This is a genomic window from Sulfitobacter pontiacus (genome assembly GCF_040790665.1).
Classification (GTDB): Bacteria; Pseudomonadota; Alphaproteobacteria; order Rhodobacterales; family Rhodobacteraceae; genus Sulfitobacter; species Sulfitobacter pontiacus.
In genome coordinates this window covers 1,418,437-1,443,265 of sequence record NZ_CP160849.1, presented here as the reverse complement: position 1 = coordinate 1,443,265, position 24,829 = coordinate 1,418,437, and the positions used below count along the sequence as shown (strand labels likewise).

Here is a 24,829-nt window from a genome sequence, read left to right as displayed (position 1 = left end):
ACCGCCGCGCCAGATGCCAGCGCGGCGGTTTGAGTATTTTTGAAAGGGTGAAGCGGCGGGTTAGATGCCGACCTCGATGATCGCCTTGGCGAGGATCGGCACGGTTTCGGCGTTCAGCCCCGCGATGTTCATGCGGCTGTCACCCACCATATAGATGCCGTGGTCTTCGCGCAGCTTGTCGACCATGTCAGACGAGGTTCCGAGGCGCGAGAACATGCCGCGGTGTTCGGCAAGGAAACCGAAGCGGTCAGAGCCGGAGAGACGCTGAAGTTCGCCCGCGAGCTGGCTGCGCAGGCCCAGCATGGTGTTGCGGATGTCTTCGAGTTCGGCCATCCAGTCGCTGCGCAAGGCGTCATCGTTCAGGATGGTGGTGACGATGCGGGCCCCGTGATCGGGCGGGAAGCTGAAGTTCTGGCGGTTGAGAAAGGCCAGCGTGCCCTGGTTCAGCTTTTGCGCCGAGGTGTCTGCCGATAGCGCCATCAGGATACCGGTGCGTTCGCGGTAAATCCCGAAGTTCTTGGAGCAGCTTGCCGCGATCAGACATTCAGGCACCGCCGCCGCGACCTTGCGCGTGGCCGCCGCATCCGCGTCAAGCCCGTCGCCAAAGCCCTGGTAGGCGATATCGATCATCGGGGTGGCACCGGTGTCTTGCAACACTTTGATCACCGCGTCCCATTCGGCGGCGTTCAGGTTGGCCCCTGTCGGGTTGTGGCAGCAGCCGTGCAGCAGGACCACATCGCCTTTTTGCGCGGTCTTGAGGTCGGCGATCATGCCGTCAAAATCAACGCCACGGGTTTCATCGTCGAAATAGCGGTAGGGGACCATCTCCATCCCCAGATATTTCAGGATCGACAGATGGTTCGGCCATGTCGGGTTCGACACAAACACCCGCGCCTGAGGACGGGCCATCTGGATCAGCTCGAACGCTTGACGAATCGCGCCGGTCCCGCCCGGGGTTGCCGCCGCGGCGACCTGTGCGCGGGGGACCGCATCACCAAGCACCATCTGCACCATCGCATCGCCAAAGGCAGGATCGCCCGCCAGACCGGTATAGGCTTTGCTGGTCTGAGCTTCCCACAGTTGGTGTTCAGCCGCCTTGACCGCGCGCATGACGGGCGTCAGCCCCGTGGCATCCTTGTACACGCCCACGCCAAGGTCGATCTTGGTCTCGCGGGGATCATCCTTGTACATCTGCATCAAGGCAAGGATTTTATCGGCGGGCTGCGCCTGTAGGGTTTCGAACATTATGCGTCTCCGGTCGCAACGGGCACGGTGGGGAACATCCCCCATTCTGCCCAAGATCCATCGTAAAGGGACCAATCGGTATGGCCCATCCGTTCCAGTGCCAGCGCGAGTATCGCCGCGGTGATGCCGGACCCGCAGGTCGTGATCACAGGGTGCGACAAGTCAATGCCCGCCGCTTCAAAAGCCGCTTTGGTCTCGGCTACGGATTTCAGTGTTTTGTCGTCGTTCAACAGCTCTGTGTAGGGCAGGTTGCGCGACCCGGGGATGTGGCCAGCGCGCAGGCCTTCGCGGGGTTCGGGCGCGTCGCCGCGAAAGCGGGCTGCTGCGCGGGCATCCACGATCTGCGGTGCCTTGAGCTTGGACGCCTGAGCGACCTGCGTCACATCACGCACCAGTTGGTTCTGGAACCGCACGGTCATGTGGCGGTCGCGGGGGATCGGGGGCATGTCTTCGGTGGGGCGACCTTCGGCGACCCATTTGGGCAGGCCCCCATCCAGCACGGCGACATTTTCCTGCCCCATCAGACGGAACAGCCACCACACACGTGCAGCCGACAGCAGGCCGGCCCCGTCATAGACCACCACCTGATGCCCGTCGCCCACACCCATAGCGCGCATCCGCGACATGAACTTTTCAGCAGGCGGGGCCATATGCGGCATATCCGACCGCCCATCCGAGATTTCGTCGATGTCGAAAAAGCGGGCGCCGGGGATATGCGCCTGATTGTATTCGGCTTTGGGGTCGCGTCCTGCATCGGGCAGATACCATGACGCGTCCAGCAGACGCAGGTCGGGATCCTTGAGGTGCTGCGCCAGCCAATCGGTTGAAACAAGCGTTTTCGGGTTGTCAGCCATGGGTCCACCCCCTTCTAGAACAGGTTTTTCAATGCCTACCCGCGACGGCCCCCGCAAGCAAGAGCCCGCGACTGTGCACATGCAGCACAGGCCGGAAATGGGCATATTGTGTTCCGTTCAGACCCCGAGAGCGGGACGGGGCGTCAGCCGTGGTCTTTCAGCAGACGCTGCTTTTGGCGGGACCAGTCGCGCTTGGCGGCGGTTTCCCGTTTATCGTGCAGCTTTTTACCCTTGGCGATGCCGATCTTGATTTTGGCCATGCCGCGGTGATTGAAATACATCACCATCGGGACCAGCGTCATGCCTTTGCGTTGGGTTTCATTCCACAGGTTCGACAGTTCCTTTTTGGACACCAAGAGCTTGCGGCGGCGGCGTTCCTCGTGGGTGAAGGTCTTGGCCTGCGTGTAAGGCGCGACGTAGGAGTTCACCAACCACAGCTCGCCATCTTCCACGGCGGCATAGCTTTCGGCGATATTGGCACCGCCGTTGCGCAGGGATTTGACCTCGGACCCTTCAAGGATGATGCCGCATTCGACATCATCGTCGATCGCGTAATCGAACCGCGCGCGGCGGTTTTCGGCGATGACCTTGTAGTTCGGGTCGGATTTGGAAGATGATTTAACCTGTGACATGCCAAGGATGTAGGGCGTTGCGGCCCTGCGCGCAAGATGCCGCAGCGGGCATAACCGCATGGACCGTCAGGCGGGGCGCGCCGGCCCTGCCCGCTTAGTCGCCCAGCTTGGCGTGCACCTCGGCAAGGTCGATCTCGGCCGTGGGCATCTTGTTTGCCGGATTGTCGAAATCGTATTTAAACAGCTCGAAATCCTTTTTGAAGATCTCGCGCATCAGATGCATCGACAGATCGTCGAAGTAATCCTCAACCGGGTGGGCGCGCTTGGGGCCGTGGCCTTCGGATTCGTTAAACCGCGGAATTTCGGACAGGTTCACCGCATGGGGCGTGTCGATGGCATCCAGCACGCTTTGCATGCCGTCGTTGAACTTCTCTGTCCAGATGATCTTGTCATAGGTGCCGCCGTTCACGATGAACGTGCTGACATGCCCCGATTGCGCGGACCAGTGGATGTCCGGGTCCATCGGGCGACGCCAGCGGATGGTGTCGCGGGCAAACAGCAGGAAGCGGCGGAAGCTGGCGATCTGGTCAAACTCTTGCTTACCGTCATCGCCGCCGACCTCGATCCCGTATTTCTGCACGAGCAGCGGCACCAGATTGCCGCGATACCGCCGGCCATTGCGCTGGATGCCGCAGATCTTGTCGAAGAAAGAGCTGAGGATGCGGGTATATGGATTGCGCACGCAGGTGAAAGCGTAGGATTTGTGGTTTTCCACATTGCGCGTGATCAACGGCTGAGAGTCGTCATGCGCCCATTTGTGCATGCCCGATTTCGCGTCATGGATGTCGCCGTCAAAGAATTCGCCATGGTCCGAATAGAACATGATCTGCCCGATGGTCGAACAGGCGCATTTGGGCACCACGCGGTAGACCACGCTTTCGCTTTCTGTCATCCATGTCCCTGGGAAACCCATAATCGGCTCTGCCTCCTAAATTTTTTCGCACTTATGCTGCCATTTATGGCGACAGAATGGCCTGAAATATAGAAAAAGCAAATATTCGCGGTTTATTCAATCGCTGTTCGCCTTTATCTAACAAACTCGTCCAGAGCAGAGGGGATGCGTGTTTCGCGATGGCCAGAATTGCCTATATCCTTTTGTGTCACAAAGACCCCGTTGCGATCATCAAGCAGGCGGAGAGATTGACGGCGTCTGGCGATTACATGTCGATCCACTTTGACGCCTCGGCCAGCCCGACCGATTTCGCACAGATCACCCAAGCGCTTGGCAAGAACCCCAATGTGACCTTCGCAAGCAAACGCATCCGCTGCGGTTGGGGAGAATGGTCGCTGGTACAGGCGACGCTGAACGCCGTCGAAAGCGCGATTGATGCCTTTCCGCGTGCCACACACTTCTACATGCTGTCGGGCGATTGCATGGCAATCAAATCCGCCGAATACATCCACGACTACCTTGATGATAACGACGTCGATTTCATCGAAAGCTTTGACTACTTCGAAAGCGACTGGATCAAGACCGGCTGGAAGGAAGAGCGGCTGATCTACCGTCACTGGTTCAACGAGCGCACCCAGAAAAAGCGGTTCTACGGCATGTTCGAACTGCAGAAACGCCTTGGCCTGACGCGCGACATTCCTGCGGACCTGCAAATCCAGATCGGCAGCCAGTGGTGGTGCCTGCGCCGCCAGACCATAGAGGCGGTGATGGCCTTCACCCGCAAGCGCAAAGACGTGATGCGGTTTTTCAGGACCACCTGGATTCCGGACGAGACGTTTTTTCAGACCATCGTGCGCCATATCGTGCCCGACAACGAAATTCGTGCGCGCACGCTGACGTTCCTGATGTTTACCGACTACGGCATGCCGGTGACCTTCTATAACGACCACTACGATCTGCTGCTGGCCCAAGACTATCTGTTCGCACGCAAGATCAGCAGCGAGGCGACGGACCTCAAGCGCCGGTTGGGGTTGCTCTATTCGGCCAAGGATGTCGAACTGCAGATCAGCAACGAAGGGCGTAACCTGTTCAAGTTCCTGACCGGTCGGGGCCGGATCGGGCGGCGGTTCTCTACCCGTTTCTGGGAGACGGAGAGCACGCTGGGGCGCGAGCGCGAGCTGCTGATTGTCGTGTGCAAAAAGTGGCATGTCGCCAAACGCGTGCTAGAGCAGATGCGTCAGGTCACCAATCTGCCCGCGATCGAATATCTTTTCAGCGAACAGGACACCCCCCTGCCCGATCTTGGCGGCATCCAGAACAGTCTGGGCAAGCGCACCCGCCACCGGCGGTCCCTGATGCGGATGCTGTTCGACTATTACGAGGCCGACCGGCTGATCGTCTGCATGGACCCCGGCGATATCGACCTGCTGAACGACTTTGCCTCTGACCGGTCGATGACACGGGTCCTCGAGATCGAATGCCAGTTCTCGGATGACTACCTGATCGGCCACGCCATGCGCGTGGGGCTGGCGGGCGAACGCACCTCGGCCGACACGCTGGAACGGCTGCTGCCCACCATCCGGAACGACCTGACCCTTGAATCCGACCGCATCCGCGACGCGCAGTTTGAAAACTACGCCCGGATGCGCGAAACAGCCTCGGCGCAGGACAATGCCGAGGCGCTGGCCGCTTTCCTGCGCATCTCTCCGGAACAGGCGCAGCCCATTGCCGACACACATTATCTTTTCACCGATTAAGGACATCTCATGGCTTACAGCTACGACGACCAAAACATCTTTGCCAAAATCCTGCGCGGCGAAATCCCGAACAACACGGTATATGAATCCGACCACGCGCTTGCCTTTCGCGATATCGAACCCCAAGCGCCGACGCATGTGCTGGTGATCCCCAAGGGCCCTTACATCAGCTTTGACCACTTCGCGGCAGAGGCAAGCGATGCCGAAATCGTGGGCTATGTGCGCGCCATCTCGGAAGTCTGCAAAGCCGAAGGGGTCACATTGGACGCGGGCGAAGGGTTTCGCATGATCGCCAATGCCGGCGCGCATGGGGTTCAGGAAGTCCCGCACCTGCATGTGCATATTCTGGGCGGTCGGCCCATGGGGCGCATGGTGGCGCGCCCCAGCTAACCCGTCACGACATCAATCAGTGCGCAAAAGACGCGGCGTGATCTTGCGCCGCGCTTATTTGTTTTTACGACCCGCCCGCCAGCGCGCGAAACGGCCCTGCTTTTCGGCGATGTCATCTTCCAGCCGCTCTAACGTCGGATCGATGCGCGCGCGTTTGAACCGACGCCAGCGGACCCAGATCGCATAGACCACCGCGGCAAACAGGATCAGGATGATGATATTCAGGAACGGGATGCCTTTGCTCGCATCCGGCCCGTCCACCACGCGCACGGACACCGCGTTGGGGAAGATCGACAGGAACTCGTTGCGCCAGCCGTAATGCTTGACCGCGACATACTGCGGCGTACCGGCGGCGGACTTCAGATCAGATGCCTCGGCCTGCAGGTTGGTCGTGTCGAACTTGAAATACGGCGGCCAGCCCCAGCCGGTATCCTCGTTGCGGTAGACCATGACATCGCCTTTGGCCCGACGCGTCTGGATAAAGAAAACATCGCGGTTGCCCAAGGCGGTGCTGTTGCCCACATCCGCATGCGACCAGAAGATCGAGTTCTCGCCAAAGTCGATGCGCTTTTCATAGGTGTCGGTGATCCGCACGATATCGACCTGAGGCAGCGTATAGTGAAAGAACGCGGCAATGATCAGCCAGATCACACCCCAGAAGGTCCATTTGATGATCGCCATCGGCGTTACCCCTTAGTTAAAGTTGGTGAGGTAGACGGTCAGGATGACCAGCCCCACCGGGACAATATAGACCCCAAGGATCAACTTGCGACGGATCGACCCGTCATATCGTTTGAGCCCTCGTTGCACGAAAATGTCGCGATCCACAAGACGCGGCCCGTCCGCCCACTTCTGGTACAGCTTGCCGCGCCGCACCCGACGCGAATAGATCGACAGGGCGATATAGATGATCGTTAGAACGACGAACCCGATGACGATCAACCTTAACAAAGCCAGCATAATCCCTGCGCCTCTCTTGTGTCCCGGGCCGGGTGTCAGTCGGTGACGGGCCAGACGATCTTGATCTCGCCGCCGCTTTCACGCTCTGGCGTTTCCAGCTCTCCGCCCAATTGCTGCGCGGCGGCAAGCAGGATGCGCATGCCGAGCCCCGTGCCCGTGGTCCGATCTTTGGGAATACCGGGGCCGTCGTCAATGCAGCTGAGGTGGTAGAAGCCGCCCTTGCGTTCGCCGCGCAGGTCGAGTGTCCCGCGTTTGCGGCCCTCATAGGCGTATTTCGCAGCGTTGGTCATCGCCTCGTTCACGATCATCCCCACGGATGACGCAGAGCGGGACGACAGATGCGCCTGATCGACCTCTATGTTCACCTGCACCCCGTCGGGCAATTGTTCACTGGTGGAATGGGCGACCTTCTTCAGGAAGGCTGCGATATCCACCGCGGCACCGGTTTCAGTCAGGTACAACGCTTCATGCAGGCTACTGATGGTCGACAGGCGGCCCTGAATGGTGTCCAGCGCGGCGCGGGCTTCGGGGGATTTTTCGCTGCGGATCTGGATGCGGATCAATGCCTCTAGGGACTGGAGCGAGTTTTTCACGCGGTGGTCGACCTCTTTGCGCAGCACCTCGGCATCGGCCAGTGCCTTGCGCAGCTCGATCTGCCGCATCGCCTGTCCCGCCAGCACCTTGAGCGCACGGCGCTGAAAATCATTCAGCTGATGCGGTTTCTTATCCAGCACGCAGAGCGTCCCGAGCGGCAGATTCTTGTCATCCTCCAGCAAGGCACCGGCATAGAACCGGATCGAATCCTCGCCAGTGACGAAATTATTGTCAGCGGTGCGCGGATCGGCGGTGGTGTCGGTCACCTCCAGGTAGTCATCGCCCGCGATGGCATGGGCGCAAATACTGTCGGTGATGTCGCTGCCGTCAATTTCAAGCCCGACCTTGGATTTGAACCACTGGCGGTCTTCATCCACCAAAGAGATCAGCGCGATCGGCACCTCGCAAATCTCTGCCGCGAGGCGCGTAATGTCGTCGAACCCTTCTTCGGGGGCGGTATCCAGAATATTATATCCCCGCAGCAACGCGAGGCGCATTTCTTCTTGCTCTATCAAAGATGCTTTCATCGGGAACACTCACGAAACAGCGTGCGGAAAGCACTTTTAACAAGACTAAGGATGCAGGCGATAGGCACGGATATGGCCTGACACCCCCATCCCGCGACAGCGATGCGTAAAGATATCGACGTGACAGGGTACGTCAAGCCATATTCCCTGTTTGTACTCGCGGTCACCCCCAACCGCCAAAAGGGCGTTTGCCCCCCCGTAAAGGGGGCAGCGCGATCAGCCTACGACGTTGAAATCAGGGCCATAAGGATAGCCGGTGATATTGTCGTTGCCGTCTTCTGTGATCACCAGAATATCGTGTTCGCGGTAGCCGCCCGCGCCGGGTTGACCTTCGGGAAGGGTCAGCATCGGCTCCATCGAGATGACCATGCCGGGTTCAAGCACCGTGTCGATGTCCTCGCGCAGTTCCAGTCCTGCTTCGCGGCCATAGAAATGCGACAGCACCCCGAACGAATGGCCATAGCCAAAGGTGCGGTATTGCAGCAGGTCACGCTCTTCGAGGAAGGCGTTGATATTGTGGGTCACGTCGGCGCAGCTGATACCGGGCTTCAGCAGGCTCATCCCGTATTCATGGGCAGCGACATTGGCCTCCCAGATTTTCAGGCTTGCGGGGTCCACCTCTCCGGCGAACATGGTGCGTTCCAGCGCCACGTAATAGGCCGAGATCATCGGGAAGGTGTTCAGCGACAGGATATCGCCGCGTTGCAGTTGCCGTGCGGTAACCGGATTATGCGCACCATCGGTGTTGATGCCGGATTGGAACCACACCCAGGTGTCGCGGTATTCGGCGTCGGGGAACCGCTTGGCAATCTCAAGCTCCATCGCATCGCGGCCTGCCATTGCGATGTCGATCTCGCGCGCGCCGATCTTGACCGCATCGCGGATCGCATAGCCGCCCACATCAGCAACCTGAGCGGCCTGACGGATCAACGCAATCTCTGCCGGAGACTTGTGCATCCGCTGGCGCATGGTCGTCTCGAACAGGTCGATCATCACCACCGGCTCAAGGAAATCTTCCAGCTTGTCGCGCTGCATTAGCGTCAAGTGGTCCCCTTCATAGCCGATCACCGCGCCCTTGCCCGTAACCGAGGCGACGGCGCGCCAGTAATTGTCGCGCTGCCAGTCGGTATAGGTGATGTTATCGCAAAAGCTGCGGCGCCACGGCTGACCGGCGTCGATGCCTGCGGAAATCGTCACACAGTCTGTCTCGGTCACCACCAGCCCATAGGGGCGGCCAAAGGCGCAATAGAGAAAGCCCGAATAGTAGGCGATATTGTGCATCGACGTGAAGACCGCCGCCGTCGCTCCGGCCGCATCCATCCGTTCGCGCAGCTCTTCCAGACGCGCTTCGTATTCAGCGGTGTCAAACGGCAGCGGAGACTTCGTGCCGTTATGGAAACGGTACATATCGGGACGGGCGGTTTTGGATGTATTGGTCATATCAGACCCTCCTTCTCAGAAAGGTCCCGGCGTGCAGGACGCAAGGGCCGTGAAATGCAGGACGACGCCATCGTCCCAACCCGCCCCCTGTCTCGCCGATTTGCGCGGCCCGATCAAGGCTCACTTTATGCCAAGCAGCGCTTTCACCATATCGCTGTCGGGGTCTTCCAGCAGGTCGATAATGTCAAAGTGGTGCCGCCCCTCGACGACGAACTGCTTGGCCCCCCACACGCGCGAGAATTGTTCGGCCTGCTCCAGAAAGGCGGGGCGCTCATCGGCCCCGACCCAGATCGTGACGTTCACCCCATGGGGCGGCGTCATGTTCACGGGGCTTTCCGCCGTCGCTTCGGCTTCGTCCAGCTGAAGGATGTCGTTCATAGAGGTCTGCAACAGCGGCATCAGGTCTGCCACAGGCGAGATGGACACGATATTCTCGATCCGGTCGCGGACATCGCCGGACAGGATCAGCGGGTCGGTCATGCGGGCAACCTGCTGCCCCCCTGCGGAATGGCCGACAAGCGCCAGCGCACCCTGGGTGCGTTTGGCGATCTCGGAAATGGCGCGAGCGACCTGTCCGGTGATCTGGCTGATCCGCACATCGGGGCACAGGTCATAGCCGACCATCGCAACCGCATAGCCGCGCGCCAGGGGACCAGCCGCCAGATGGGACCAATCGGCAGGGGCAAACGCTTTCCAATAGCCACCGTGGACAAAGATCACCGTGCCCCGCGACACGCCTTCGGGTTCAAACAGATCATAGATTTCGCGGTCGGTCGGCCCGTAAGAGATATTCTTTTGCGCACGAAACCCCAGCTTCTTGCGGAATGCCGCTGCGGCGTCTTTCCAGCGGGGCGGATATGCCTCTGCGTTATCGATATAAGCGGCGTTGGCATAGGCGTCGTCTAGCTGCATGTGGTCCTCCGTCAGCGTCCCGATACGAACTGGAACTAGACAATCATAGCGTTTGTTGCTTTGGGTAACCACAGACAAAAGCGGAGAGATCAAAATGACTGACGCAAAGACTGACCTGAAATCAATGCTCAAGGATCCAAGCCTGCTAGAGACCCGCGCCTATATCGGTGGCGAATGGGTGGATGGCGACGATGGCACCTTTGATGTGGTGAACCCCGCCCGCGGCGATGTGATTGCCAAGGTCGCCAACCTCAGCCGTGCGCAGGTGGCCGGTGCCATCGCCCAGGCGGAAAAGGCACAGAAGGAATGGGCCAGCTGGACTGGCAAGGAACGGGCCGGCGTCATGCGCAAATGGTTCGACCTGATGATGGAAAACCAAGACGATCTGGGGGCCATCCTGACCGCTGAACAGGGCAAGCCTCTGGGCGAGGCCAAAGGCGAAATCGCCTATGGCGCGTCCTTTATCGAATTCTTCGGCGAAGAGGCCAAACGCGTCTACGGTGAGACCATCCCCGGCCACCAGCGCGACAAGCGGATCACCGTAATCAAGCAGCCCATCGGCGTGGCCGCGTCGATCACGCCCTGGAACTTCCCCAACGCGATGATCACCCGCAAGGCCGCGCCCGCGCTGGCCGCTGGCTGCGCCTTTGTGGCGCGCCCCGCTGCGGAAACACCGCTGTCGGCAATCGTGATGGGTGTGCTGGCCGAACGCGCGGGCATCCCCGCAGGCGTGTTCAACGTGCTGCCGTCGTCCTCTTCCTCTGCCGTGGGCAAGGAATTCTGCGAAAACCCCGCCGTGCGCAAACTGACCTTTACCGGTTCGACCGAAGTGGGCCGCATCCTGCTGAAACAGGCTGCCGATCAGGTCATGAAATGCTCGATGGAACTGGGGGGCAACGCGCCGTTCATCGTCTTTGACGACGCCGATCTGGACGCCGCTGTCGAAGGCGCGATCCTGTGCAAGTTCCGCAACAACGGCCAGACCTGTGTTTGCGCGAACCGCATCTATGTGCAAGCCGGTGTCTATGACGCCTTCGCTGAAAAGCTGAAAGCGCGCGTTGAAAAGATGAAGGTCGGCGACGGCTTTGAAGACGGCGTAGAGCTGGGGCCGCTGATCAACGGCGATGCCTCCGAGAAGGTGAAAGAACATGTCGAGGACGCGGTGTCGAAAGGTGCCGAAATCCTGCTGGGCAGCAAAGAAGAGAAGATGGAGGGCAACTTCCTCGCGCCGACCATCATCACCGGTGTGACGCAGGATATGAAAGTCTCGAAAGAGGAAACCTTCGGCCCGCTCGCCCCGCTGTTCAAGTTCGACAACGAAGACGACGTGATCGAGATGGCGAATGACACGATCTTTGGCCTCGCATCCTACTTCTACGCCAAAGACCTAAGCCGCGTGTACAAGGTCGCAGAGGCGCTGGAATATGGCATCGTGGGTGTGAACACCGGCATCATCTCGACCGAGGTCGCGCCGTTTGGCGGCGTCAAGCAGTCCGGTCTGGGCCGCGAAGGCAGCCACCACGGGATCGAGGATTACCTGGAGATGAAATACATCTGCATGTCGGTCTGACCTGCAGATCATCCGGTATTAGAAACGGGCGGCGGGATCATCCTGCCGCCCGTTTTCGTATCAGCCGTTCAGCGCGCGGGTGATCAACTGGCCCAAGCGTTCGATCCCTTCCGCGATCTTGCCTTCGGTCGAGGTGGAATAGCTGAGCCGCAATGTATTGCGCCCCGACCCGTCCGCGAAAAACGCGTGCCCCGGTACAAAGGCGACCCGTTCGCTTTCCAGCGATTGTTTCAGCAGATCGGCCCCGTCCAGCGTGTCGGGCAGTGTCACCCAGATGAACATGCCACCTTCGGGTTTGGTCCAGCTCACCCCATCGGGCATATGGGCCTGCAGCGCTTCCAGCATAGCATCGCGACGTGCACGGTAGGCGCTTCGGATCGTGTCGATGTGGCTGTCGAAATGCTGTTCCGCGACCGAGGCCACGGCAATCTGGTTCAATGTGGCACTGTGCAGATCCGCCGCCTGTTTCATCAACACGAGTTGCGAGATCACCGGCATCGCGGCGCAGACCCAGCCCACACGCAGCCCGGGCGACAATGTTTTCGAAAAGCTGCCGCAATAGATCGTCCGGCAGGCTTCCAGATCACCATTCCGGCGTTCGGCCTCAAGCGCGAGGATCGGCGGGATCGCGTCGCCGTCAAAGCGCAGCGACTGATAGGCCGCGTCTTCGATCACGGCGATGTCCATTTCCTCGGCCAGATCAATCACCCGCTCGCGCGCGGCGCGGCTGACGGTGGCCCCTGTCGGATTGGCAAAATCAACGGAAAGATAGGCGAACTTGGCCGCGCCGCCTGCCTCTTTCGCGGCGGCGATATAATCCGCGCCACTGCGGTTGCTCAGCGGGTCCAGCTTGTCATAGCGCGGCTCGTAGGCGTTAAAGGCGCCCAACGCCCCCAGATAGGTCGGCCAGCCCACCAGCGCGGTATCCCCCGGCGACAGGAACAGCTTGCCCAGATAATCCAGCGCCTGCTGCGAGCCCGAGGTGATCAGGATGTTGTCCGGCGTCGCGGGAATACCGATCGCCTGCATCTGCGCGGCAATCCAGACACGCAGCGGTTTGTGCCCCTCGCTGGTGGAATACTGCAACCCCTGCGCCGCCATCGGCCCGTTCAGCACCTCGGCAAAAGCGTCCTGAAACGCCGTTTTTGGAAACAAATCAGGGTCAGGGATACCACCCGCGAAAGAGATGATATCCGGCTGGTCCAACAGCTTGAGCAGCTCGCGAATTTCCGACGCCTTCATGCGATTGGCGCGTGTGGCAAATATTTCCTGCAGTGACATCCGGCGTTCCTCCCCCGACTGGATCGGGGCACTGTGCCCACTGCGCTATTTTAAGTCAACAACTGTGACCTAGCCCCCATGCGCGCACAAAAAAGCCCGGCGCAAATGCACCGGGCTTCGTCTGTCACAGAGGTGTCGCTTAGTTGACGGTGTTCGCGTCAACTACATCCTTTTCAATCGCCTTTGTCGCACGCGCGATCTGGATCTGGCGCGGCTTCAGCGCTTCGGGCACCTGACGCTCCAGATCGATGTGCAGCATACCGTCGGCATGGGCCGCGCCGGTCACTTGCACGTGATCCGCCAGATGGAAGCGGCGTTCGAACGCGCGGGTCGCGATGCCACGATGCAGATAGGTCTTGTCCGTATCTTCATCAGCTTTGCGCGCCGAGACGATCAGCGATTTTTCACGGACTTCAACGCTCAGGTCGCCTTCGGTAAAGCCGGCGACGGCGATGCTGATACGATAGGAATCATCGTCCAGTTTTTCGATGTTGTAAGGGGGATAGCTTGGCTGCGGTGCGTCGTTGGCCATCACGCGATCCATCAGATTGGCAATCTGGTCAAAGCCGACAGTCGAACGGTGCAGCGGTGCAAAATCAAAACTACGCATAGTATTCATCCTCGTTTGAGCGATAATCATTCAGGCCTTCCACCATGGACAGACCTTGGGTTGTCTACCGGAACCCTCAACAGGCGTTCCGGTGACATGCATGTGGGGATGGGTAAATCGCGTTTCAAGGGGACAAAATCACCCCTGATGACAAGGTCAGGGTTTGACGAATTTCGCGCCGGTGGTGCGGCGGCGATCCTCTGACGTGATGCGCTTGCTGACAACACCTCCGCCTTGGAAAACACCCTTGCCCGCCACCAGATCCGCCTGAAGCCGGGCCAGCGGCGCACCAAGCGCGGTACCAAGGGACACTTCCTTGTCCTCGACATGGGCCTTGGCGGACACGACAGACACGATCTGCGGCACCCCGTTTTCAAAGGTAAAGATCGGCGCACCACTGGCCCCGAAATCGACGGAGCATGTGGTCACCAGCACGCCTTCTTGGCGGGCCAGCACGCTGCAGACCTCTTGCAGGGACGGTGCCTCTGACCGGTCCTTGGCATAGCTCACCACCCCCAACTGGTCGCCGCGGCGCGGACGGCGGGCGGTGTCGAAGGGTTTGATCGTGGTATTGCGGATCGGCCGGTCAAGTTCGAGCAGGGCCAGATCGTTGCGCACACGGTCCGAGGATACGACGCCGTCGTAGACATAATCGGGATGCACCACCGCACGGCGCACATTGCGATAGGCCCCCGCCCGCCCGTTGCGCCAACCGGCAAGGAATTCTACCTCGCCATGATCAATGCGCTGCTTGCTTTCCTTGTCGTACAGACAATGCGCAGCTGTCAGCACAAGACGGGGCGCGATCAACGCGCCGGTGCAAAACCCTTTACCGCCGATATCCAGACGGCCCACGGCCTCCCACGCGCCGGCATCCACCCCCGTGTCCAGCCTGCGCAGCCGCGCATCCTGAGCAAGCCCGGCCGTCGCGACGGTCAGGCACATGATAGAGATGGCTACCCAACGGCGCACGGATATCGCTCCTACTTCGGTGAGGTCTGGTCTTTAGCCTTTCCTAGCCGCGAGATAAGGCGAAAATGCGGCGAAAACCTTAGCGGAGGCGAGGAATCTGCAAATTTGCGCCTTTTTCTTGCGACAACGCCGGAGGCTTCGGCCCGCCCGACGCCCAATCCAGCAACTCTACCGTGTGCACCACGGGCACGCCCGCCGCCGATCCGATCTGCATCATGCAGCCGATATTGCCTGCCGCGATCACGTCGGGGTTCTTGGCCTGCAGGGTTCTGACCTTGCGTTCTTTCAACTGCTTAGAGATTTCGGGCTGCATCAGGTTATACGTCCCCGCCGACCCGCAGCACAGATGTGAATCCGCAGGCTCGACCACGGTAAAGCCTGCGCGTTTCAGCAAATCCTTGGGGTAGCTTTTGATCTGCTGGCCGTGTTGCAGGGAACAGGCCGCATGATAGGCCACGGTCAGGCCGTGATGGGCAGGCGTGGGGGCCGTTGGCGCATCGATGCCCGCGATATCCCCCTTGGCGGGGTTGGGCATGGCGTCTGGGTCTGCGTCCCCCGCAAGGTCGTGCAGCACCTCGGACACATCCTTGGCGATCGCCGACACCCGCGCCGCATCCGCCGCCAGCGGGTCATTGCGGAACATATGGCCGTAGTCTTTCACCGTGGTGCCACAGCCCGAGGTGTTGATGACGATGGCGTCCAACCCCTGCCCGTCCATCTCGGCGCACCATGCCTTGATGTTGCGCGCCGCGGTGGCGTGGCTTTCGCTGGTTTTGCCCATGTGATGGGTCAGCGCCCCGCAGCAGCCCGCGCCTTCGGCGACGACCACTTCGCAGCCCTGCCGTGTCAGCAGGCGGATGGTGGCGTCGTTGATGTCGGTGTTCAGCGCCTTTTGCGCACAGCCCGTCATCAGCGCCACCCGTTTACGCGGTGCCCCCTGCGCGGGGAAGCTTTGCGGGTCGTCGTTGCGGCTGACCGGCGGGATCGTCTTGGGGGCCATCTCGATCATCGCACGCAACCGCGCGTCGGGCATCAACCGCGCAAAGGGCCGCCCGATCTTCGCCCCCAGAAGCGCCAACCGGAACCGCGTCGGATAGGGCAGGATACGCGCCAGAATCCACCGCAGGGCACGGTCGCTGAAGGGCCGTTTGTAGCGTTTTTCGATGTAATCGCGGGCGTGATCCACCAGATGCATATAGTGCACGCCCGAGGGGCAGGTCGTCATACACGCCAGACAGGACAGGCAGCGGTCGATGTGTTTGACCGTATTTTCATCCGGATCGCGGTCGTTCTCGAGCATGTCCTTGATCAGATAGATACGCCCGCGCGGGCTATCCAATTCGTCACCCAACACCTGATACGTGGGGCATGTGGCGGTGCAAAAGCCGCAATGCACACAGGCGCGCAGGATCTCGTTGCTGCGCGCCGTCGCGGGGTTTTTCAACTGTTCTGCGGTGAATGTGGTTTGCATGAAAGCTCCGGCGTTGCGGGCACGAGACCCTGACGAGGTAAAGAGTTAAGCGGCGACGGTGCTGGCCCAGATCAGGCCGAACCAGGGCAGCGTGGTGGCCAAGATCCCCAGCACATTGGTCCAGCGCTGCGTGACGGAGCCGGGATAGGCGCGGCGCAACACCTGCGCGACAAAGGCCAGAACGGCGATCCAGCCCAGCCAGGTACAGGCAATCGCCCCCGTCGACGCCAGCAGGTTTTCGCCCCAATACTGCGCCACGCCATAGCGTATCGCCATCCCCGCCACGGCACAGAGAAAAGCCAAGAGCACCAGCGCACGCAGGCTGCGCCGGTCAGGCTTGCCACGGGTCAAGAGGCGGAACACCAACGGCCCGCCGATAAAGACGACAAGGAAGACCGCAAGCAAGCTCATGCCGCACGGTCCAGCTGGCCCGCGTTAAAAACGCCCTTGGGATCGAATTGCGCCCGCAGGGCCGCTGTCAGCCGCGCCACACCGGCGGGTTCGGGGTGGAACACGCCCAAGCGCGCCTTGGTCTGCGCATCAGCCCGCACCAGCGTTGCATGCCCATCCATCGGCCCGATGGCCGCGCGCAGATCATGGCCCGCGGCGCTGCGCAGCCAGATCAGCCCGCCCGCCCAGTCATAGGTCCAGCGCTCTGCCCCCGACCGCGCCGCGATTCCCGGCGCGTCAGAGGGTTTGCACGACACGCGCCACACATCACCCTGCCCGTCGTGAAACGCCGCCACATCACGGATGCCGGACCAAAGCGCCTGCGTCGCCGCTGCGTCGCGTTGCTCAATCTCTGCCCCCGCGCCGGCGAGCAACGATTGAAGCTGGCTCAGACGGTAGCTGACCGATGCCTCGAACCCTTCGATGCGCAGTGCGGTTTCGCGGGTGGCAGGGTCATGGGCGGCACCTGTCACCTCGAACGGGCTGCCAAGGGCGCGGGCCATCGCGGCCACAGCGGCCCCATCGTCCAGCCCGTGCAACACCAAGGTCGCCTGCGTTTCAGGGCGTGGCAGCACCTTCATCGATACCTCGCTCAGCACACCCAAAGTGCCGTAAGACCCCGCCATCAGCTTGACCAGATCATAGCCGGTGACATTCTTCATCACGCGCCCGCCGTTCTTGACCACGGCACCGCGCCCGTCGACAAAGCGCACCCCCAGCAGAAAGTCCCGCGCCGCCCCGACCGAGATCCGCCGCGGCCCGCTGATATTGCCTGCCATCACCCCACCGATCGTCGGCGTGCCGCTGGTGCCTAACAGTCCGCGATGGTCCATCGGTTCGAACGCGAGACGCTGGTTTTCGGCGGCCAGCGCCTCTTCGATCTCGGCCACGGGAGTGCCGGGTTTCGCGACCAGCGTCAGCGCACCGGGTTCATACAGCGTGATCCCCTGCAGCCCCGCAACGCGCATGATCTGACCCGTCGCGGGCAGGCCGCGCGTGCCGCCCCCCTGAACCGAGATCGGGCCAGCGGCGCCTTTGACCGCATCGACCAGCGCCTCTTCGGATGTGATGGCCATAGCTCGGCTCCTTCGTCGTGCGTGTGATCTGTTGAAGATCAGCAGTTAATCAGGCGCGGGTTATTCCGCCGCGAGCGCCACGGCGCGGCGTGTCTCTGACGCGTCCAGCGGAAAGACCTTGGCGGGGTTCAGCAGCCATGCGGGGTCGAACACATCCTTCACCGCCATCTGCGCCTCCAGATCGTCGGGGGCGTATTGCACATGCATCAGATCGCGTTTCTCGATCCCGACGCCATGTTCGCCGGTCAGACAGCCGCCCACCTCGACGCAGAGCTTGAGGATCTCGGCCCCGAATGCCTCGCACAGCTCCAGATCGCCCGGTTTGTTGGCATCAAACAGGATCAACGGGTGCATATTTCCGTCGCCCGCATGGAACACATTGCCGACCTTCAGCCCGAACTGATCGCTGAGTTCCTTGATACGTTTGAGCACGAAGGGCAGCGAGGACACAGGGATGGTGCCATCCAGACACATGTAGTCGTTGATCTGCCCCATCGCGCCAAAGGCCGATTTCCGACCCAGCCAGATCTTGGCGCTTTCCTCTGCGGATTTGGATTGCCGCAGCTCCACCGGATTGTGCCGCTGCGCGATGTCGGAAATCAGACCCAACTGGTGGTCGATCTCCGCGTCAGAGCCTTCGACCTCAATGATCAGCAATGCCTCGCACATGGGATACCCAGCCTTGGCGAAGGCTTCCGTCGCTTCGATACAGGGGCGGTCCATGAATTCGATGGCGACGGGCAAGACACCCGCCTTGATGATGTCAGAGACACATTCCCCCGCGACCTCGTTATCGTCGAACCCGATCAACACGGGCCGCGCGCCTTCGGGTTTGTGCAAGATGCGCAGCGTGGCTTCGGTGACGACCCCCAGCTGCCCTTCAGAGCCGCAGATCAGCCCCAGCAGGTCCAGCCCGCCCGCATCCAGATGCGCGCCGCCGACCTCGATCACCTCGCCATCCATCAAGACCATCGTAACGCCCATGAGGTTGTTGGTCGTCACCCCGTATTTCAGACAATGCGCCCCGCCCGAATTCATCGCGATATTGCCCGCGATGGCACAGGCCAGCTGGCTTGAAGGATCGGGCGCGTAAAAGAAGCCGTCTTCCTCGACCGCGCCTGTGACGCTTAGGTTGGTACGCCCGGTTTGCACCTTGATGATGCGGTTGGGGTAATCGGTTTCGATCACCTCGTTCATACGCGCCACGCCAAGGATCACGCAGTCCGCCGTGGGCAGCGCGCCCCCCGCCAGCGACGTACCGGACCCGCGCGGCACGACGGGCACGCCTTCTTCGTGGCAGATGCGCAACACGTCCGACACCTGCTGTGTGGTATAGGGCAACACCGCCACCATCGGCGCGCATTTATAGGCGGTCAGCGCATCACATTCATAGGCCCGCGTCTCGCGTTCATCCGAGATGACAGCATCAGCCGGCAGAACCTGACGCAGCCGGTCAACCACACGCGTCTTGTGCGCGATCACGGCTTGGCTGGGAATAGGCATTTCCATGGCGAACCTCCAATTTGGTAAAATAATATGACCAATTAAAGACATTGGCAACACAGAACCAGTCGGCGTATGCAGCTTAGCATGACTTGGATGGATCGCATCGCCCTGTTTCAACCGCTGGATTATGCCGCTTTGGCGATAATCTTTTGCGCCTGGCTGGCCATTGGCTGGCGCATCGAACACCCGAACCCCGCAAAGCCCTCTGTGTCGCTGATCATGGCGCAATACCGGCGCGAATGGATGACCCAGATGATCACCCGTCAGCCGCGTATCTTTGATTCGCAGATGATCAGCACCCTGCGGCAAAGCACAGCTTTCTTCGCCTCTACCAGCATGATCGCTTTGGGTGGGACATTGGCGCTTTTGGGCAACAGCGAGCGTCTGTCTACGGTGGTCGAAGACCTTGCCCTGACCGAGCTGCCCACCGTGGTGTGGGAATTCAAAATGCTGCTGCCACTATTCTTTCTGACCAACGGCTTTCTGAAATTCGTCTGGTCAAACCGGCTGTTTGGCTATTGTTCGGTGCTTATGGCCGCCGTCCCAAATGACCCCGAAGACCGCCGCGCACCCCCGTTGGCGTCCAAGGCGGCAGAGATCAACATCACCGCCGCACGCAGTTTCAATCGGGGGTTGCGGTCGCTTTATTTTGCGCTGGCCAGTCTGGGCTGGATCGTCGGCCCGATCCCCCTCACCGTCGCCGCTATGGTCACCGTCATCATCATCTGGCGGCGCGAGTTCACGTCACTGTCACGGCGCATTCTATTGGAAAATGAGCAAGGCTAGTCTATATGTCTGTTTTCAGACATTGGTGTATTCATGTACAAATTGATCCTTTCCATTCCGCTGTTGGTTGCAGCACAGGTCGCTGCGGCGGACCCGACCTCCATCAACTCGGTGCGCGTGTCGAAAGAGGGCGGCCTTTATAAGTTCGACGTGACGATCAGTCATAATGATACCGGCTGGGACCACTTTTCGGACGCGTGGCGCATTCTGGATGCCGATGGCAACCAGCTGGCGATCCGCGAATTGATCCACCCCCACGTGGACGAACAACCGCTGACCCGTTCCCTGTCCGGCGTTGAGCTGCCCGCGGGCACGACAGAGGTCGGCATTCAGGCCCGCGATACGCAGGCCGGTTGGGGGAAAGAGATCAAGAAGGTCCAGATCAAGTAAGGTTTGGGCGTGGCTCGACGCCAGAGCTGGCGGATTTATTCGCGGTGGTATGGGCCGCCCGACAGGATCGAGGCGGCGCGATACAGCTGTTCTGCCAGCATGACGCGCACCAGCATGTGCGGCCAAACCATCCTGCCGAATGACAGCGCATGATCCGCCTCGCGGCGTAGCTCTTTGTCGATGCCATCCGCGCCGCCGATGACAAAGCACAGATCCCCCCGCCCCTGATCGCGCCAGCCCCCTAGACGGTTGGCGAAATACGGCGAGGTTTCGACCTTCCCCCGTTCGTCCATCACGCAGATCAACGACCCCGCAGGAATGGCACGGCGCAGCAACGCGGCTTCGGCGGGCATACCGCCATTTTTCTTATCCTCAACCTCGATCACGCGCGCGGGCCCAAGGCCCAGCGCGCGACCGGTTCGATCGAACCGATTCAGATAATCATCAATGAGGTCTTTTTCCGGTCCGGCGCGCAAACGCCCGACCGCACAGATGTGAACACGCATGATTCCTGCCTGAAAGGCAGCTTAATGCGGCATCACGGCTGGGGCTTCTGTGGTCATCCACATCTTCTCCAGCTGGTAGAATTCGCGGACTTCGGGACGGAACACGTGAACGATCACATCGCCTGTGTCGATCAGCACCCAGTCGCCGGTTTCCTTGCCTTCGACCTTGGGCGAACGGCCATAGTCGTCCTTGACCATCTGGGCCAGCTTTTCGGCGATTGCCGAAACCTGACGCGAAGACCGGCCGGAGCAAACAACCATATAGTCGCCAATCGCCGTTTTGCCGCGCAGATCGATCTGCACAACTTCTTCGGCTTTGTCGTCGTCAAGTTGGGAAAGGATTGAAGCCAGCAGAGCGTCGCTTGTGGCTGTGTTTTGTTCAGCAGTCATCAGGGCTGCCTGCGGGGTAGCAGTCGGAACTGCATTTGAAAGCGTTGACAGGACATTGTCCTCCTTTAGACGCGCCGACAGTCCCCCGGCGCTGGGGATGTCCTAGAATAGGCACGCCGAAGTGAAATTTCAATGACAAGCGGCCATGACCGGCATTTACCGGCGCGCGCTGGTCGGGGCCGCTCCGAGAGCCGCGACACCACCGCTTTGACCGACCGCCCGTTACACGGCGAGAGAATGGCACGCCCTGACGGGCAAACTCTTGTCCGCTGTGCATTTTTGCCGACGGCACTGGCGTTGTCAGGGGGTACGACGACCACCCTCCTCGCAGCGCCATGAAGGTCTGGCCGATAGGCGCATATGCCATCTGTCCGGCTCGGGTTGGCAGTCGTGCCACAGCGTCGCAAAGCTGCCATGCGCCCGCGACAGGGGGATATGGGGGTTCGGGCGCAGTCACGACCGGTTCACGGCCCCGCTGATTCCCGCCGCTCATTCCTGTGTTGATCCAGTACCTACACCGGCGCGGGACAGGGCGAGCTTGCTGTCGTCCAGAACCTTGACCTCGCGCTGCGGGAAGGGGATCGAAATGCCATGCTCTTTGAACGCATCCCAAAGCGCCAGATAAACATTGCCCCTGATATTGGTCAGGCCGCCTGTCGGGTCCTTGATCCAGAAGCGCAGGATGTAATCGACGCTGCTGTCACCAAAGCCCACGATATGACAGACCGGCGCCTTGAAGCTCAGCACCCTCTCGACCCCGCTTGCGGCCTCTACCGCAAGCTTGCGCACCACATGGGGATCATCCCCGTAAGCCGTGCCGAAATAGATATCGAGCCGCACAAAATCGTTGGAGTGGGACCAGTTCACCACCTGACCGGTGATCAGGTCCTCGTTCGGGATCAGATATTCCTTCCCGTCCCGCGTCACGACAGAGGCATAGCGCGCGCCCAAGGTCTGGATCCAGCCAAAGGTATCGCCAAGGCTAATCACATCCCCCGGCTTGATCGACTTGTCGATGAGGATGATGATCCCCGACACAAGGTTCGACACGACCTTTTGCAGGCCGAAACCAAGGCCCACACCAATCGCCCCCGACAGGACCGCAAGCCCGGTCAGGTCAATCCCGACGGCCTTGACCCCCATAAAGAACGCGATGCCATAAAGCGTCAGCTGTACGCCCTTCACCGCCAGCACCTGCATAGAGGGGCTGATGTCTTCGTTCTTGCGGATCGTGGCAGCGCTGGTCTGGCTGATGATCCGCGCCACAGAGAAGAACAGGCCGATCACCACCAGCGCGGTGATCACCGTCAGCAGCGACAGCCGGAAATCCCCGATCGACAGCGCGACCGAATCCAGAAACGCCGAGACATCATCAACCACGTTCAGCGCATAGAGCGTGGCGTAGATCCACAGCCCCCATGTCACCAGACGCCGCATGGGGCGGTTGCGCACCAGCCGCGCTGCAAAGGCGATACAGACCCACACCGCCACCAGCGTTGCGAATATGCCGATCAGATAGGACCGCGACGGCCAGGTGATGTTCTGCATCACCAGATAGACCGTCCCTGCCAGCAGGGCGAACCACATCAGCCCCAGACGCCGCTTGACCTGCACCACCATGCGCAGCTGCCACTTGGACCACCCCTCGCGCGAGCGGACCCAGTTTTGCAGCCAGTTGCCCGTGGCGTGATGCAGCCCCCATGATATCAGCGCAAGCCCGAGCAGGATGAACATCTGGTACTGACGCCAGCCGGGCTGCATCAGGCTTTCTGCCAATCCGATCCCCCCTGCGATCAACGCCTGGATACTCTCAAGGAAATGGGCAAAGGGGTCTGGGGTCATCATGAACTTTCAAGGCAAGAAACTTGTACAGGGCTTTAATGGTGGGACAATCCCGCGCACCGCGCAAGAAGGGATACCCGCGCCCACGCACAACCACGCGATCCGATGCAGCCGCGCCACCACCGCGCACCGTCAGAATCCTTGATCACATGGCCGAAAGCGTCTAGCTAAGCCGCTATGACACATGTTTCAGACGATCTGTTCAACATTTGCGACCGCGCCCGCTTGCGCGAACGCTTTTTCGGGGCAACCCACACCGTGCTGGCGCGACTATAAACGCCCGCCCGCGCCTTGGCGCTCGTCTTTCGTACACCCCTATTCTTCGCTTACATAACATACGGGAGAGGACCACATGTCCCCCAAAACGCTCTATGATAAAATCTGGGATGCCCATGTCGCGCACGAGGCCGACGATGGCACCTGCCTTCTGTACATCGACCGTCACCTCGTCCACGAAGTGACCAGCCCGCAAGCCTTTGAAGGGCTGCGGATAACGGGCCGCACCGTGCGCCGCCCTGACCAGACCATCGCTGTGCCCGATCACAACGTGCCGACCACGCTGGACCGCGCCAACGCCGCGACGATGACCGAAGACAGCCGCGTTCAGGTGGCCGCCCTTGATACAAACGCCAAGGAATTCGGCCTGCACTACTACCCCGTGTCCGACGTGCGTCAGGGCATCGTGCATATCGTCGGCCCCGAGCAGGGCTGGACCCTGCCCGGCATGACCGTTGTCTGCGGTGACAGCCACACCGCGACACATGGGGCCTTTGGGTCGCTGGCCCACGGGATCGGCACCTCGGAGGTGGAACACGTGCTGGCGACGCAGACGCTGATCCAGAAGAAATCCAAGAACATGAAGGTCGAGATCACCGGCAAGCTTGCCCCCGGTGTGACCGCCAAGGACATCACCATGACCGTGATCGGTGAAACCGGCACGGCGGGCGGCACCGGCTATGTCATCGAATATTGCGGCGAGGCGATCCGTGACCTGTCGATGGAAGGCCGCATGACCGTCTGCAACATGGCCATCGAAGGCGGCGCGCGCGCTGGCCTGATCGCGCCGGACGACAAAACGTTCGAATATTGCAAAGGCCGCCCCCACGCGCCCAAGGGTGCCCAGTGGGAAGCCGCGATGGATTGGTGGAAAACGCTGTACTCCGATGACGACGCCCATTGGGACAAGGTCATCACCATCAAGGGCGAAGACATCGCACCTGCCGTGACTTGGGGCACCTCGCCCGAAGACGTTCTGCCGATCACCGCCACCGTACCGGCAGCTTCGGACTACACCGGCGGCAAGGTCGACGCGGCGAAACGCGCGATCGAATACATGGGCCTGACCGAAGGCATGGCGCTGACCGATATCGAGATCGACACCGTGTTCATCGGGTCTTGCACCAACGGCCGCATCGAAGACCTGCGCGCTGCGGCGGCGGTTCTGAAAGGCAAAAAGATCAAGGAAGGCATGCGCGCCATGATCGTTCCGGGCTCTGGCCTTGTGCGGGCGCAGGCTGAGGAAGAAGGGCTTGCCGATATCTTCAAGGATGCCGGTTTCGAATGGCGCCTTGCGGGGTGCTCCATGTGTCTGGCGATGAACCCCGACCAACTGGCACCGGGCGAACGCTGCGCATCGACATCGAACCGCAACTTCGAAGGCCGTCAGGGCTTCAAGGGGCGCACCCATTTGATGTCCCCCGCGATGGCTGCCGCTGCCGCTCTTACCGGACGTTTGACCGATATCCGCAAGCTCGACGCGTAAGCGGCCAGCAGATC

The 24,829-nt window shown here is 60.7% G+C and carries 26 protein-coding genes; 7 read left to right on the top strand and 19 right to left on the bottom strand.

What is annotated here, in order from left to right; genetic code table 11:
* Positions 1-60 precede the first annotated feature (60 nt).
* The 4 genes from AB1495_RS07025 to AB1495_RS07010 form a co-directional block, all read right to left on the bottom strand.
* Complete coding sequence (locus tag AB1495_RS07025) at positions 61-1,245, bottom strand: amino acid aminotransferase (RefSeq protein WP_064216295.1); 1,185 nt, start codon at positions 1,243-1,245, stop codon at positions 61-63.
* Entirely contained in the window at positions 1,245-2,099 is an 855-nt protein-coding gene (gene sseA, locus AB1495_RS07020; RefSeq protein ID WP_009825869.1) for a 3-mercaptopyruvate sulfurtransferase, read from the bottom strand. The genes AB1495_RS07025 and sseA overlap by 1 nt, the downstream gene beginning before the upstream one ends.
* Positions 2,100-2,242: 143 nt before the next feature.
* Positions 2,243-2,731 (bottom strand): SsrA-binding protein SmpB, encoded by a 489-nt coding sequence (smpB, locus tag AB1495_RS07015; RefSeq protein ID WP_009825868.1) that lies wholly within the window; start codon positions 2,729-2,731, stop codon positions 2,243-2,245.
* 94 nt (positions 2,732-2,825) lie between these two features.
* The gene (locus AB1495_RS07010) at positions 2,826-3,644 is read right to left on the bottom strand and encodes a sulfotransferase family protein (RefSeq protein WP_074636161.1); all 819 of its coding nucleotides are present in this window, start codon (positions 3,642-3,644) and stop codon (positions 2,826-2,828) included.
* A gap of 158 nt (positions 3,645-3,802) precedes the next feature.
* Here AB1495_RS07010 and AB1495_RS07005 point away from each other — a divergent pair, with 158 nt between their 5' ends.
* A complete protein-coding gene (locus AB1495_RS07005; protein WP_037964727.1) occupies positions 3,803-5,380 on the top strand; it encodes a DUF5928 domain-containing protein in 1,578 nt (525 codons plus the stop codon).
* Between the two features lie 9 nt (positions 5,381-5,389).
* The gene (locus AB1495_RS07000) at positions 5,390-5,770 is read left to right on the top strand and encodes a histidine triad nucleotide-binding protein (RefSeq protein WP_005851062.1); all 381 of its coding nucleotides are present in this window, start codon (positions 5,390-5,392) and stop codon (positions 5,768-5,770) included.
* Positions 5,771-5,824: 54 nt separating this feature from the next.
* Here the strand turns inward: AB1495_RS07000 and AB1495_RS06995 are convergent, their stop codons facing one another.
* The 5 genes from AB1495_RS06995 to AB1495_RS06975 all read right to left on the bottom strand — a co-directional run bounded on the left by AB1495_RS06995 (position 5,825) and on the right by AB1495_RS06975 (position 10,203).
* A complete protein-coding gene (locus AB1495_RS06995) occupies positions 5,825-6,451 on the bottom strand; it encodes a DUF1523 family protein (RefSeq protein ID WP_005851059.1) in 627 nt (208 codons plus the stop codon).
* A gap of 12 nt (positions 6,452-6,463) precedes the next feature.
* Positions 6,464-6,730, bottom strand: coding sequence for a hypothetical protein (locus AB1495_RS06990; RefSeq protein WP_005851057.1), 267 nt, complete (start codon positions 6,728-6,730; stop codon positions 6,464-6,466).
* 35 nt (positions 6,731-6,765) lie between these two features.
* Complete coding sequence (locus tag AB1495_RS06985) at positions 6,766-7,851, bottom strand: histidine kinase dimerization/phosphoacceptor domain -containing protein (RefSeq protein WP_005851056.1); 1,086 nt, start codon at positions 7,849-7,851, stop codon at positions 6,766-6,768.
* A gap of 216 nt (positions 7,852-8,067) precedes the next feature.
* A complete protein-coding gene (locus AB1495_RS06980; protein WP_074636163.1) occupies positions 8,068-9,291 on the bottom strand; it encodes an aminopeptidase P family protein in 1,224 nt (407 codons plus the stop codon).
* A gap of 120 nt (positions 9,292-9,411) precedes the next feature.
* The gene (locus AB1495_RS06975; RefSeq protein WP_037943008.1) at positions 9,412-10,203 is read right to left on the bottom strand and encodes an alpha/beta hydrolase; all 792 of its coding nucleotides are present in this window, start codon (positions 10,201-10,203) and stop codon (positions 9,412-9,414) included.
* 94 nt (positions 10,204-10,297) lie between these two features.
* Between AB1495_RS06975 and AB1495_RS06970 the strand changes: the two genes are divergently transcribed.
* Positions 10,298-11,773: an NAD-dependent succinate-semialdehyde dehydrogenase gene (locus tag AB1495_RS06970; RefSeq protein ID WP_037964723.1), complete on the top strand. Its 1,476-nt coding sequence runs from the start codon at positions 10,298-10,300 to the stop codon at positions 11,771-11,773.
* A 60-nt stretch (positions 11,774-11,833) separates the two neighbouring features.
* On the opposite strand, the gene AB1495_RS06965 is transcribed toward AB1495_RS06970, so the two are convergent.
* From AB1495_RS06965 to AB1495_RS06935, 7 genes are all read right to left on the bottom strand, one after another.
* The gene (locus AB1495_RS06965; protein ID WP_074636164.1) at positions 11,834-13,054 is read right to left on the bottom strand and encodes a PLP-dependent aminotransferase family protein; all 1,221 of its coding nucleotides are present in this window, start codon (positions 13,052-13,054) and stop codon (positions 11,834-11,836) included.
* A 139-nt stretch (positions 13,055-13,193) separates the two neighbouring features.
* Positions 13,194-13,664 carry an Hsp20 family protein gene (locus tag AB1495_RS06960; protein ID WP_074636166.1) on the bottom strand — a complete coding sequence of 157 codons (471 nt, stop codon included), beginning with the start codon at positions 13,662-13,664 and terminating at the stop codon, positions 13,194-13,196.
* 156 nt (positions 13,665-13,820) lie between these two features.
* The gene (locus tag AB1495_RS06955; RefSeq protein WP_005851046.1) at positions 13,821-14,609 is read right to left on the bottom strand and encodes a serine protease; all 789 of its coding nucleotides are present in this window, start codon (positions 14,607-14,609) and stop codon (positions 13,821-13,823) included.
* Positions 14,610-14,715: 106 nt separating this feature from the next.
* On the bottom strand, positions 14,716-16,107 hold the full coding sequence (glcF, locus tag AB1495_RS06950; RefSeq protein WP_074636168.1) for a glycolate oxidase subunit GlcF: 1,392 nt from the start codon (positions 16,105-16,107) through the stop codon (positions 14,716-14,718).
* A gap of 45 nt (positions 16,108-16,152) precedes the next feature.
* Positions 16,153-16,518 (bottom strand): hypothetical protein, encoded by a 366-nt coding sequence (locus tag AB1495_RS06945; protein WP_074636171.1) that lies wholly within the window; start codon positions 16,516-16,518, stop codon positions 16,153-16,155.
* Complete coding sequence (locus tag AB1495_RS06940) at positions 16,515-17,633, bottom strand: FAD-binding protein (RefSeq protein WP_074636173.1); 1,119 nt, start codon at positions 17,631-17,633, stop codon at positions 16,515-16,517. The genes AB1495_RS06945 and AB1495_RS06940 overlap by 4 nt, the downstream gene beginning before the upstream one ends.
* 60 nt (positions 17,634-17,693) lie before the next feature.
* Positions 17,694-19,142, bottom strand: coding sequence for an FAD-linked oxidase C-terminal domain-containing protein (locus AB1495_RS06935; protein ID WP_074636175.1), 1,449 nt, complete (start codon positions 19,140-19,142; stop codon positions 17,694-17,696).
* A gap of 81 nt (positions 19,143-19,223) precedes the next feature.
* On the opposite strand from AB1495_RS06935, the gene AB1495_RS06930 reads away from it, so the two are divergent.
* Together AB1495_RS06930 and AB1495_RS06925 are read left to right on the top strand one after the other, a co-directional pair.
* Positions 19,224-19,925, top strand: coding sequence for a DUF599 domain-containing protein (locus AB1495_RS06930; RefSeq protein ID WP_037944882.1), 702 nt, complete (start codon positions 19,224-19,226; stop codon positions 19,923-19,925).
* 33 nt (positions 19,926-19,958) lie between these two features.
* Positions 19,959-20,315, top strand: a complete 357-nt coding sequence (locus tag AB1495_RS06925; protein ID WP_005851038.1) for a hypothetical protein — start codon at positions 19,959-19,961, stop codon at positions 20,313-20,315.
* Positions 20,316-20,350: 35 nt separating this feature from the next.
* On the opposite strand, the gene rlmH is transcribed toward AB1495_RS06925, so the two are convergent.
* The 3 genes from rlmH to AB1495_RS06910 all read right to left on the bottom strand — a co-directional run bounded on the left by rlmH (position 20,351) and on the right by AB1495_RS06910 (position 23,056).
* A complete protein-coding gene (gene rlmH / locus AB1495_RS06920) occupies positions 20,351-20,821 on the bottom strand; it encodes a 23S rRNA (pseudouridine(1915)-N(3))-methyltransferase RlmH (RefSeq protein WP_074636177.1) in 471 nt (156 codons plus the stop codon).
* Positions 20,822-20,842: 21 nt separating this feature from the next.
* Positions 20,843-21,211 (bottom strand): ribosome silencing factor, encoded by a 369-nt coding sequence (gene rsfS, locus AB1495_RS06915; protein WP_005851034.1) that lies wholly within the window; start codon positions 21,209-21,211, stop codon positions 20,843-20,845.
* Positions 21,212-21,700: 489 nt separating this feature from the next.
* Positions 21,701-23,056, bottom strand: coding sequence for a mechanosensitive ion channel family protein (locus AB1495_RS06910; protein ID WP_139283815.1), 1,356 nt, complete (start codon positions 23,054-23,056; stop codon positions 21,701-21,703).
* A 174-nt stretch (positions 23,057-23,230) separates the two neighbouring features.
* Between AB1495_RS06910 and AB1495_RS06905 the strand changes: the two genes are divergently transcribed.
* Positions 23,231-23,329: a hypothetical protein gene (locus AB1495_RS06905; protein ID WP_037954076.1), complete on the top strand. Its 99-nt coding sequence runs from the start codon at positions 23,231-23,233 to the stop codon at positions 23,327-23,329.
* A gap of 76 nt (positions 23,330-23,405) precedes the next feature.
* Positions 23,406-24,815: a 3-isopropylmalate dehydratase large subunit gene (gene leuC, locus AB1495_RS06900; protein ID WP_074636179.1), complete on the top strand. Its 1,410-nt coding sequence runs from the start codon at positions 23,406-23,408 to the stop codon at positions 24,813-24,815.
* Positions 24,816-24,829: the final 14 nt, after the last annotated feature.